We start from the raw sequence: 11,675 nt of genomic DNA, 5'->3' as shown, positions 1-11,675 counted from the left end.
TGGGACTGGCTGGTGCCTGGCGCCCGGGGTGCGCCGTCACCCCGGGAGTTATGTCCTGTACACCTCAGCGACGGTAGCCGCGTTTGTCCGTGGCGGATAGCCCTTGTGCGGCGGGGGTGTTGGGCTTCTTCCTTGGGCGGGACAAAGTGGGTGTTCCTCGCGGTGCGCCCCAGACCCACTCCTTCCCGAACCGGGAGCTGCCGCCCCCGCGCCCCCGCCTTTCGGCGCTCCGCGCCTCGTCCTCGAACGCCGGACGGGCTGAAGGGCCCCAGCCCAGCTCGGAAGGAACTACTTCGCGAAGGCCGAATCGAAAGAGGCTGCCGGGGGCTCGTAGTCGTACGTCTTGAGATGGCGGAGGGCCTCGGGGGCGCCCTGGAGGCGGTCCATGCCCGCGTCCTCCCACTCGACCGAGATCGGGCCGTCGTAGGAGATGGCGCGCAGCATGCGGAAGACGTCCTCCCAGGGGACGTCCCCGTGGCCCGCCGAGACGAAGTCCCAGCCGCGGCGCGGGTCGCCCCACGGCAGATGGGAGCCGAGGCGGCCGTTGCGGCCGTCGAGGCGGCGCCGGGCCTCCTTGCAGTCGACGTGGTAGACGCGCTCGCGGAAGTCCCAGAGGAACGACACCGGGTCGAGGTCCTGCCACACGAAGTGCGACGGGTCGAAGTTGAGGCCGAAGGCGGGGCGGTGGCCGACGGCGTCCAGGGCCTGCCGCGTGGTCCAGTAGTCGTACGCGATCTCGCTCGGGTGGACCTCGTGGGCGAAGCGGACGCCCTCCGCGTCGAACACGTCAAGGATCGGGTTCCAGCGCTCCGCGAAGTCCTCGTAGCCGCGCTCGATCATCGACTCGGGCGCGGGTGGGAACATCGCCACCAGGTGCCAGATCGCGGAGCCGGTGAAGCCGACCACCGTCCGCACGCCGAAGGCCGCGGCCGCGCGCGCCGTGTCGGCCATCTCGGCGGCGGCCCGGCGCCGCACGCCCTCCGCGTCGCCGTCGCCCCAGATGCGGGCGGGCAGGATCGCGCGGTGGCGCTCGTCGATGATGGCGTCGCACACCGCCTGCCCGACGAGGTGGTTGGAGACGGCCCAGCACTTCAAGCCGTACTTGTCGAGCAGCGCGCGGCGGCCGTCCACGTACGACGGGTCAGCGAGGGCCTTGTCGACCTCGAAGTGGTCGCCCCAGCAGGCGAGTTCGAGGCCGTCGTAGCCGAAGTCGCGGGCCAGCGAGCAGACCTCCTCCAGGGGCAGATCCGCCCACTGGCCGGTGAAGAGGGTGAACGAGCGGGGCATGACCGGTTCCTTTCCCGACGTCGGACGTCGCGGGCTGTCGCGGGACTCAGATCGCACTCGGGCCGTACTCGGGCCGTACTCAGGTCGCCACCGGTGCGGCCGCCACCGGCGTGTACACGGAGTTCTTCTGCGCGCTCTCCTCCACCGCGGCGAGCACCCGCTGCACGGCGAGCCCGTCGGCGAAGGACGGTTCGGGCGCGGCGCCGGTGGCGATGGCGTGCAGCAGGTCGCGGGCCTGGTGCACGAAGGTGTGCTCGTAGCCGAGGCCGTGGCCGGGCGGCCACCAGGCCGCCAGATAGGGGTGGGTGGACTCGGTGACGAGGATGCGGCGGAACCCGGCCGACGCGGCGGGTTCGGTGTGGTCGTGGAAGGAGAGCTCGTTCAGGCGCTCCAGATCGAAGGCCAACGAGCCGTCGGAACCGTTGAGTTCGAGGCGCAGCGCGTTCTTGCGGCCCGCCGCGAACCGCGTGGCCTCGAAGGTGGCGAGGGCGCCGGAGGGGAAGCGGGCCGTGAAGACGGCGGCGTCGTCGACCGTGACCTGGCCGACCGCGCCCCGGCCCGCCCCGGCACCGCCTGCCCGCGCGCCGCCCGCCCCGGCCTCCCCCGCCCCCGAGCCGCCCGTCCCTGTGCCGTCCGCCCCCGAGCCGCCCGCCGCGAGCCCGCTCGACGCGCCCTCCAGCAGCGGCCGTTCCCGTACGAACGTCTCCGTCAGGGCCGACACGCCCGCGACGAGCTCGCCCGTCAGGTACTGCGCGAGGTCCACGATGTGCGCGCCGAGGTCGCCGAGGGCCCCCGAGCCCGCCCGGTCCCTGCGCAGCCGCCACGTCAGCGGGAAACCGGGGTCGACCAGCCAGTCCTGGAGGTAGGTGAGGCGTACGTGACGCAGCGTCCCGAGGCGGCCCGCGGCGACCATCTCGCGGGCGAGCGCGAGGGCGGGCACGCGCCGGTAGTTGAAGCCGACCATCGCCAGCTGCCCGCGGGTGCGCGCCCGTTCGGCGGCGGCGACCATGGCCTCCGCCTCCTCCACGGTGTTGGCGAGCGGCTTCTCGCACAGCACGTGCTTGCCCGCCTCCAGGGCGGCGATGGCGATCTCCGCATGGCTGTCGCCGGGGGTGCAGACGTCGACGAGGTCGACGTCGTCCCGGGCGATGAGCGCGCGCCAGTCGGTCTCGGCGGCCGCCCAGCCGAGCCGGTCGGCGGCGGCGCGCACGGCCGCGCCGTCACGGCCGCAGACCGCCGCCAGCCGCGTCTCGACCGGCAGGTCGAAGACGCGCCCCACGGTCCGCCAGCCCTGGGAGTGGGCGGCGCCCATGAAGGCGTAGCCGACCATCCCGACGCCGAGGCGGCGCCGCGCGGCCACCGGGTCCCCCGCCGGCCCGGCCCCGGAAGCGGCGGCCCCGGAAGCGGCCTCGTGCTCCGTCTCACTCATGCGGTAACTCCTCCTGGTCGGCGCGTCGACGCCTGGTTCGCGGGTCATGCGCGGGCTGGGGACACCTCACTTGAAGCCGGTGGACATGTACTGGTCGACGTTGTCCTTGTCGACGACGGCCGAGTAGAGCGTGATGGAGGCGGGGATCTCGTACTCGGCCATGCCGCCGATGCCCTTGCCCTGGCCGAGCGCGCGGGCGAGGTCGATCGCGGACGCCGCCATCGTCGGCGGGTACAGGACGGTGGCCTTCAGCACGCCCCGGTCGGCCTTGATCTCCTGGAACGCGGAGAGGGCGCCCGCGCCGCCGACCATCAGGAAGTCGTCGCGGCCGGCCTGCTTGATGGCGCGCAGGGCGCCGACTCCCTGGTCGTCGTCGTGGTTCCACAGGGCGTCGATGCCCTTCTGCGCCTGGAGCAGCTGCGCCATCTTCGCCTGGCCGGACTCGACGGTGAACTCGGCGGCCTGCCGGGCGACCTTCTCGATGTTGGGGTAGTTCTTCAGGGCGTCGTCGAAGCCCTTGGTGCGCTGCTTGGTCAGCTCCAGGTTGTCGAGCCCGGCGAGCTCCACGACGCGGGCGTTCTTCGTGCCCTTGAGCTTCTCGCCGATGTAGTGCCCGGCGTTGAGGCCCATGCCGTAGTTGTCGCCGCCGATCCAGCAGCGGTAGGCCTGCGCGGAGGCGAAGATCCGGTCGAGGTTGACCACGGGGATCCCGGCCTTCATGGCCTTCAGGCCGACCCGGGTGAGGGCCTTGCCGTCGGCGGGCAGGATGACGAGGACGTCGACCTTCTTGTTGATGAGGGTCTCGACCTGGCCGATCTGGGCGGCCGTGTCGTTGGAGCCCTCGGTGGCCTCCAGGGTGACGTCCTCGTACTTCTTCGCCCGCTCCTTGGCGTTGTCGTTGATGGCGTTCAGCCAGCCGTGGTCGGCCTGTGGTCCGGCGAAGCCTATGGTGACTTCCTTGCCGGGCTTGTCGTCGGCGGGCCGGTTGTCGCCCGCGAGCGCGCCGTCGCTGCCGGAGTCCTTCGGCTCGTTGCTGGTGCAGCCCGTCAGGACGGCCCCCGCGGACACGGCGGCTGCCCCGAAGAGCAGCCCTCTGCGACTCGTGCTGTGTGGCATGGCGGTGACCCCTTCAGGTGGTGGCCGTACGGCGCTGCACCAGGACGGCGGCGACGATGATCGCCCCCTTGGCGATCTGCTGGACGGCGGTCTCCAGGTTGTTGAGCGCGAAGATGTTGGTGATCGTGGTGAAGATCAGCACGCCGAGCACGGAGCCGGTGATGGTGCCGCGCCCGCCGCTGAGCAGGGTGCCGCCGATGATCGCGGCGGCGATGGCGTCGAGTTCGTACAGGTTGCCGTTGGTGTTCTGGCCCGAGCCCGACAGGACGATCAGGAGGAAGGCCGCGATGCCGCAGCACAGGCCCGAGAGCAGATAGAGGTAGAGCCGCTGCCGCCGGACGTCGATCCCGGCCAGGCGCGCGGCCTCCGCGTTGCCGCCCACCGCGACCGAGCGGCGCCCGAAGGTGGTGCGGTTGAGCAGCAGCCAGCCGACGAGGGTCACGCCCGCGAAGACGAGCACGAGCGGCGGGACGCCGAGCACGTACGCGTCGCGCTCGCCCAGCTTCAGGACGCCGTCGACGGTGACCATCTGGGTCTTGCCGTCGGTGATCTCCAGGGCCAGGCCGCGCCCGGAGGCCAGCATGGCGAGCGTGGCGATGAACGGCACCATGCCGCCGTACGCGATGAGCAGCCCGTTGACGAGCCCGCAGCCGAGGCCGACGACGACGGCCGTGAAGAGGATCCCCGCGAAGCCGTACTCCTGGGTGGCGACGGTCGTCGCCCACACCGAGGCGAGCGCAACGATCGCGCCGACGGACAGGTCGATGCCGCCGGAGATGATGACGAAGGTCATGCCGACGGTGACGACGCCGATGACGGACGCCTGGGTGAGGATCAACTGGACGTTGTCGGTGTCGAGGAACGCGTCGGGCTGGGTGACGCCGCCGATCACGATCAGGACGGCCAGGACGCCGAGCAGCGACAGGGTCCGCAGGTCGGCGCGGGCGACGAGGGCCCACAGGGGGCCGCGCGCGCCGTCCGCCGGGGGGCTCTTCTCGGTGACGGGCCGGGCGGGCGATGCGGGCTGCGTCATGACTCCGGGCTCCCTTCCGCGGTGACGGTGTCTTCCGGGCCTCGACGGCCTTCGGGACCAGCCGGGCCTTCGGGGCCTCCCCGGTCTTCGGGGCGAGCCGGGCCTTCGGGGCCAGCCGGGCCCTCGCGGCCTGCCCGGTCTTCGGGGCCGCCCGGGCTCGCCCGGCCCGCCGCTGTGCCGGGTGCGCCCGGTCGGCCCGCCGCCGTGCCCGACGCCAGGACCAGGTCCAGTACGCGGTGTTCGTCCAGCTCGCGCGCGGGCGCGGTGTGCACCACCCGGCCCTCGCGGAGCACCAGGACGCGGTCGGCGAGGCCCAGGACCTCGGGCAGCTCGCTGGAGACGAGCAGCACGGCCAGGCCCTCGTCGGCCAGCCGCCGCACCACGGCGTACAGCTCGGCGCGGGCGCCGACGTCCACGCCGCGCGTCGGCTCGTCGAGCAGCAGGACCCGGCAGCCGCGCAGCAGCCACCGGGCGAGGACGGCCTTCTGCTGGTTGCCGCCGGACAGCGTGCGTACGGGCGCCGAGGGGTTGTCGGGCCTGAGCGACAGCTCCCGCGTGGCGGCGCGGGCGGCCTCCCGCTCCTTGCCCCGGTCCAGCCAGCCGCCGCGCGAGAAGCGGGACATGGACGACACCGACACGTTGCGCGTGACGGACTCCAGCATCAGCAGGGCCTGCGCCTTGCGCTCCTCGGGGGCGAGGCCGAGCCCGGCGCGCACGGCCGCGCGGACACTGCCGGGGCGCAGGGCCTTGCCGTGCACGCGGACGTGGCCCGCGGTGGGCCTGCGCGCGCCGTAGATGGTCTCCAGGATCTCGGACCGGCCGGAGCCGACGAGCCCGGCGAGCCCGACGATCTCCCCGGGCCGCAGCGCGAGGTCCAGGGGCGCGAACTCGCCCTCCCTGGCCAGGCCGTGGACGGTGAGGAGCGGCTCGGACGGCGGCTGTCGCGCGTCCTCCTCGGGCCGCTTCGGGAAGACGTACTCCACGCTGCGGCCCGTCATCAGCGCGACGATCTCGCGCGTCGGCGTCTGCCGCGCGGGCAGCCCGGCCGCGACGGCCCGGCCGTCCTTCAGGACGGTGACGCGGTCGCCGATGCGGCGGATCTCCTCGAGCCGGTGCGAGATGTACACGACCGCGACGCCGTCGGCGGTGAGGTCGCCGACGATGCGGAAGAGGTTGTCGACCTCGTCCGGGTCGAGCGCGGCGGACGGCTCGTCCATGACGATGAGACGTACGTCGTGCGAGAGCGCGCGGGCCATCGACACGATCTGCTGCTGGGCGGCGGACAGCTCCCCCACGAGGCGGGCGGGGCTGATCTCGGCGTGCCCGAGTCGCTTGAGCAGAGCGGCGGTCGACGCCTGGGCCGCGCCCCTGCGGACGACGAACCCGGCGGCCGTCGGCTCGTGCCCGAGGAAGACGTTCTCGGCCACGGACAGGTGCTCCACCAGGTCGAGTTCCTGGTAGATGGTGGCGATGCCGAGCCGCATGGCGGCGATCGGCGAGCGCAGGGTGACCGGGTCGCCGCGCCAGGCGATCGTGCCGCCGTCGGGCTGGTGGACACCCGCGAGGACCTTGATGAGCGTGGACTTGCCCGCGCCGTTCTGACCGAGCAGGCAGTGCGTTTCACCGGCCTGTACGTGCAGGTCGACGCCGTCGAGCGCGCGGACGCCGGGGAACGACTTGGTGATGCCGGACATGCGGAGCAGCGGTGGTTCTGGTGCCATGACGGTTCCCTCGTACGGGTGTGGCCGGTTTCAGGGCAGAGCAGGGTGCGCGCTGTACTGGGTGTGCCGGGGTGAGGTGCGCGGTGGCGGGCCGCCGCCGTGTCCGCGGGGCGGGTCAGGCCGGTGAGAACAGGTGGTCGCTGATGAGCCGGGCGCCGCCGGTGACTCCGGCGGCGGGGCCGAGCTCGCCGAGGACGATGGGGAGGTTGCCGGTCGCGAGGGGCAGCGACTGGCGGTAGACCTGCGTGCGGATCGCGGCGAGCAGGGTGTGGCCGAGGCCGGTGACGCCGCCGCCGATCACCACGAGGCCGGGGTTGAAGAAGCTGACGAGGCCCGCGATGACCTGGCCGGTGCGGTTGCCGCCGGCGCGGATCAGGTCGAGCGCGGTGGGGTCGCCCGCGGCGGCCGCCGCGGCGACGTCGGCGGCCGTGAGCGCGCCCGCCGCCTCCAGGCGGGCGGCGAGCTCCGGCGAACGGCCCTGGTGGGCGGCCTCCTGGGCGTCACGGGCGAGCGCGGCGCCGCTGAAGTGGGCCTCCAGGCAGCCCTTGTTGCCGCAGGCGCAGGGGCGCCCCTCGGGTTCCACCTGGATGTGGCCTATGTCGCCCGCGCTGCCGGTCGTGCCCCGGTACACCTGGCCGCCGACGACGATGCCGCAGCCGATGCCGGTGCCGATCTTGACGCAGAGGAAGTCGCCCACGGAGCGGGCCACGCCCGCGTGCTGCTCCCCCATCGCCATCAGGTTCACGTCGTTGTCGACCATGACCGGGCAGCCGAGCTCCTGGCTGAGCGCCTCCCGCACGGGGAAGCCGTCCCAGCCGGGCATGATCGGCGGGGCCACGGGCACGCCCTCGGGGAAGCGGACGGGGCCCGGCACGCCGATGCCCGCGCCGTCGAAGCCCTCCGCGAGGCCCGACGCCCGCAGCTTCGCGGCCATGACGAGGACCTGCTCGAAGACCGCGACCGGGCCTTCGCGCACGTCCATGGGCTGGTTGAGGTGGCCGAGCACCTCCAGCTCGGCGTTGGTGACGGCGACGTCGACCGAGGTGGCGCCGATGTCCACGCCGAGGAAGCGGAGGTTCGGGGCGAGGCGGATGTTGTGCGAGCGGCGGCCGCCGCGGGACGCGGCGAGGCCGTCGGCCACCACGAGGCCCGTCTCCAGGAGGCGGTCCACCTCCACGGCCAGCTTGGACCGCGACAGGTCCACCTGGTCGCCCAGCTGGGCGCGGGAGTTGGGGCCGCCGTCGCGCAGCAGGCGCAGCAGGCGCGCCTGGTGCGCGTTGGCGGGTCGAGCCGTCATGCGTCTCACGCGCCCCTCCCGCCTCATCGGCCTTGTCCCTCTTGCGTGTTGGGCTTTCGAGGGGAACGTAGCAGCGGGTGCCGGGGGTGGGAAGAACTTGCGCGCGAATTGCCCTCTACTTTCTCCTGCGGCAGGACAAAGCCGGGACCTCGCGGCGCGCCCCCGGCCCGCCCCTTCCCGAACCGGGTGCTGCCGCTGGAGGGCGGCGTCCCGTCAGGCGGGGGCGCGGTCGTGGTAGGTGCGGCGGGTGTGTTCCGTGTGGGCCCGCATCACGGCCATGGCCCGCGCCTCGTCCCGCGCGGCGATCGCCGCGATCAGCTCCCGGTGCTCGACCCAGGAACGGATGCCCCGCTGCCGCGCCACCGGCGTGTAGTACCAGCGGACCCGGCCGTCCACCCGGCCCGCGAGCTCGGCGAGGACCACGTTGCCCGCGAGCTCCATGACCTTGGCGTGGAACGCCGCGTTCGTGGCGACGACGAGGTCGACGTCCCCGTCGGCGACGGCCGACTCCCCCCGGGCGCAGAGCTCTTCGAGGGCGGCGATGCCCGCGGAGCCCGCGTTCGCCGCGGCCAGGCGGGCCGCCTCCGCCTCCAGGAGCGTACGGACCGTGAGCAACTGGTCCGCCTCCTCCTCCGTCGGCTCGTGGACGAACGCGCCCTGCGCGGGCCTGAGGTCCACCCAGCCCTCGGTGTTGAGCCGCTGGAGGGCCTCGCGCACGGGCTGCCGGGAGACGCCGAGGTGCCCGGCCAGCTCGCTCTCGACGAGGTGCTGGCCGGGCCTCAGGGCGCGGGTGGTGATGAGTTCGAGCAGCGCCTCGTAGACGCGCTCGCGCAGCGGGCCGGGCCGTTCCAGCTTGGGCACCGTCCCCTGCGGCAGTCCTGCGGACAACATCCCGTCCCCCTCCTGCGCCTCCTGGGCATGGGCTTTTGTCTACAGTTTACCGAGCACCGCGGCCAGGGCCAGAGGGAGTTGGGCCCGCCGCGGCCCGCGTCACGGGCAGCGCACGACTTGCCCCGCGTACGACAGGTTCCCGCCGAAGCCGAAGAGCAGCACCGGGTCGCCGGTGACGATCTCGCCCCGCTCGACCAGCTTGGAGAGCGCGAGCGGCACGGACGCGGCCGAGGTGTTGCCCGAGTCGACCACGTCGCGGGCGACCACCGCGTTCACGGCGCCGATGCGCTCGGCGAGCGGTTCGACGATGCGCAGGTTGGCCTGGTGCAGGACGACCGCCGCTAGGTCGGCGGGGGTGAGCCCGGCCCGCTCGCAGGTCGCGCGGGCCAGCGGCGGCAGCTGCGTCGTCGCCCAGCGGTACACGCTCTGGCCCTCCTGGGCGAACCGCGCGGGCTGGCCCTCGATCCGCACCGCGTGCCCCATCTCCGGCACGGAGCCCCACAGCACGGGGCTGATGCCGGGCTCCTCGTCCTCGCCGCAGGCCTCGACGACGGCCGCGCCGGCGCCGTCGCCGACCAGGACGCACGTGGTGCGGTCCGTCCAGTCGGTGATGTCGGACATCTTGTCGGCGCCGATGACCAGGGCGCGGGTCGCGGCCCCGGCCCGTACGGCGTGGTCGGCGGTGGCGAGGGCGTGCGTGAAGCCCGCGCAGACCACGTTGACGTCCAGCGCGGCGGGCGAGGGCAGGCCGAGCCGGGCGGCGACGCGCGCGGCCATGTTCGGCGAGCGGTCGACCGCCGTGGAGGTGGCGACGACGACCAGGTCCACGGACGCCGGGGCCCGGCCCGCCGCCGCCAGGGCCTTGGCGGCGGCATGCGCGGCGAGCTCGTCGACGGGCTCCTCGGGGCCCGCGATGTGCCGGGTGCGGATGCCGACCCGGGAACGGATCCACGCGTCGCTGGTGTCCACCATGCCCGCCAGGTCGTCGTTGGTCAGCACCTTGGCAGGCTGGTAGTGGCCGACGGCGGCGATGCGTGAGCCGGGCATGGGCGGGTCCCCTCGTGGTGCCGGAAGTACGGGACCGTCCAGTCTGCTGAGCGACTCACGGGTAGCAGGTGACGTAATGCGACAGGATTGGGACCGCTCGTTTGGATGCTTCTCATCATCGCGTCACCCGGTGAAGAGCTGTCTGGCCTTGTGTACGAGTTCATAGAGGCCGTATGCCAGCGGCACGGTCACCCAGAGCCAGGAGCCCAGGATCAGCGCGCGGCGGCGCGGCGGCGGCGCGGGGGCGCCCCCGTCAGCGGGCGGCGGGCTCGGCGGTGTCGTCATCGGCGGCCTCCTTCGGCACGGCGAGGTGGTGGCGGGGGTGGACGGGCCGGACCAGTTCGTTGGCGACGAACCCGACGACCAGCAGACCGATCATGATCGAGAAGGAGAGCCCGTACAGGGCCGCGCCCTCCTTGCCCGCGCCCTCCTGCCGGTCGGCCACCCAGTTCACGATCAGCGGGCCGAGGACCCCGGCGAGCGACCAGGCCGTCAGGAGACGGCCGTGGATGGCGCCCACCTGGTAGGTGCCGAAGAGGTCCTTCAGATACGCGGGGACGGTCGCGAAGCCGCCGCCGTAGAAGGAGAGGATGACCAGCGCGCAGCAGACGAAGAGCGGCTTCGAGTCGTCGCCGAAGCGGGCGATGAGCAGATACATCAGCGCGCCGGCGCCCAGGTAGACCCGGTACACGTTCTTGCGCCCGAGCAGGTCGGAGGCGGACGACCAGCCGATGCGGCCCGCCATGTTCGCGGCCGAGAGCAGGGCGACGAACCCGGCGGCCGCCGACGCGGAGACCGGCGTCGAGGAGTCGGCGAAGAAGTCCGTGATCATCGGCGCGGCCTTCTCCAGGATGCCGATCCCGGCGGTCACGTTCATGCACAGCACGACCCACAGACACCAGAACTGCGGGGTGCGCACGGCCTCGCGGGCCGACACCTGGGGCCCGCCGGACGCGTCCGCCGCGGCCGGGCCGCGGGTGCCCTGTGGCGCCGGGACCCGCACCAGGAGCACGCCGAGCGCCATGAAGACCGCGTACGTCAGGCCGTGCACCAGGAAGGCGAGCGCGATGCCGGAGGAGTCCGTGCCGAACGACTCCAGCATCCGCGCCGACCACGGCGAGGCGATGAGCGCGCCGCCCCCGAAGCCCATGATCGCGATGCCGGTGGCCATGCCGGGCCGGTCAGGAAACCACTTGAGCAGCGTGGACACCGGGGAGATGTAGCCGATGCCGAGCCCGATGCCGCCGACGAAGCCGTAGCCGAGGACGACGAGCCAGTACTGCCGTGTCGCGGCGCCGAGCGCGGCGAGCAGGAAGCCGGAGGAGAAGCAGACGAGCGCGACGGACATCGCCCAGCGCGGGCCGTTGCGCTCCACGAGCGTGCCGCCGAACGCGGCGGACAGGCCCAGCATGACGATGCCGAGCTGGAACGGCAGCGCGCTCTGGGTGCCGCTGAGGTCGAGCGCGGACTCCAGGGGCGGCTTGAAGACGCTCCAGGCGTAGGCCTGGCCGATGGAGAGGTGCACCGACAGGGCGGCGGGCGGCACGAGCCACCGGCTCCAGCCGGGAGGTGCGACGGGGGGCCTCATGATCCCGAACGGTAGGAATCCGGCGGGCCGTTGGGAAGGGGGCGGGCCGGGATTCGTCGACGGTATGCGATGTCGCACGGGGCCCTTGCCGCCCCAACTTCCATACTGTAGACAATATTCCATGAAGCGGCACGGCGTACGGGCCCCCAGCCCTCGCGGCGACTTCACCGGGCGCGGCCCCGGAGCCGCCCCCTCGGAGCCGGCGTGCCCGCGTCGCGGAGTCGGCTGCCACCGCGCGTCACGCGTGCAGGACAATGAGAACGTGA

At 73.2% G+C, this 11,675-nt stretch carries 9 protein-coding genes and 1 pseudogene; all 10 read right to left on the bottom strand.

The window, feature by feature from the left end:
• Positions 1-288 precede the first annotated feature (288 nt).
• Entirely contained in the window at positions 289-1,287 is a 999-nt protein-coding gene (locus MQV74_RS32730; RefSeq protein WP_242726104.1) for a sugar phosphate isomerase/epimerase family protein, read from the bottom strand.
• A 79-nt stretch (positions 1,288-1,366) separates the two neighbouring features.
• Positions 1,367-2,716, bottom strand: coding sequence for a Gfo/Idh/MocA family protein (locus tag MQV74_RS32725; protein WP_242726102.1), 1,350 nt, complete (start codon positions 2,714-2,716; stop codon positions 1,367-1,369).
• Between the two features lie 66 nt (positions 2,717-2,782).
• Positions 2,783-3,832 carry a substrate-binding domain-containing protein gene (locus tag MQV74_RS32720; protein ID WP_242726100.1) on the bottom strand — a complete coding sequence of 350 codons (1,050 nt, stop codon included), beginning with the start codon at positions 3,830-3,832 and terminating at the stop codon, positions 2,783-2,785.
• 13 nt (positions 3,833-3,845) lie between these two features.
• A complete protein-coding gene (locus tag MQV74_RS32715) occupies positions 3,846-4,865 on the bottom strand; it encodes an ABC transporter permease (protein WP_242726098.1) in 1,020 nt (339 codons plus the stop codon).
• 197 nt (positions 4,866-5,062) lie between these two features.
• Positions 5,063-6,586: pseudogene (locus MQV74_RS32710) on the bottom strand (sugar ABC transporter ATP-binding protein); the annotation flags it as partial.
• 115 nt (positions 6,587-6,701) lie between these two features.
• A complete protein-coding gene (locus MQV74_RS32705; protein WP_242726096.1) occupies positions 6,702-7,883 on the bottom strand; it encodes an ROK family transcriptional regulator in 1,182 nt (393 codons plus the stop codon).
• Positions 7,884-8,096: 213 nt separating this feature from the next.
• Positions 8,097-8,774 carry a GntR family transcriptional regulator gene (locus MQV74_RS32700; protein ID WP_242726094.1) on the bottom strand — a complete coding sequence of 226 codons (678 nt, stop codon included), beginning with the start codon at positions 8,772-8,774 and terminating at the stop codon, positions 8,097-8,099.
• Positions 8,775-8,873: 99 nt separating this feature from the next.
• A complete protein-coding gene (locus MQV74_RS32695; RefSeq protein ID WP_242726092.1) occupies positions 8,874-9,821 on the bottom strand; it encodes a beta-ketoacyl-ACP synthase III in 948 nt (315 codons plus the stop codon).
• A 123-nt stretch (positions 9,822-9,944) separates the two neighbouring features.
• Positions 9,945-10,106 carry an MFS transporter small subunit gene (locus MQV74_RS32690; protein ID WP_172382705.1) on the bottom strand — a complete coding sequence of 54 codons (162 nt, stop codon included), beginning with the start codon at positions 10,104-10,106 and terminating at the stop codon, positions 9,945-9,947.
• Positions 10,075-11,409, bottom strand: a complete 1,335-nt coding sequence (locus MQV74_RS32685) for an OFA family MFS transporter (protein WP_242726090.1) — start codon at positions 11,407-11,409, stop codon at positions 10,075-10,077. The genes MQV74_RS32690 and MQV74_RS32685 overlap by 32 nt, the downstream gene beginning before the upstream one ends.
• Between the last annotated feature and the right edge of the window lie 266 nt (positions 11,410-11,675).

It is taken from the genome of Streptomyces sp. AN091965 (genome assembly GCF_022698285.1).
In the GTDB taxonomy this organism is placed as follows: domain Bacteria; phylum Actinomycetota; class Actinomycetes; order Streptomycetales; family Streptomycetaceae; genus Streptomyces.
This window is presented reverse-complemented; position numbering and strand designations above follow the sequence as displayed.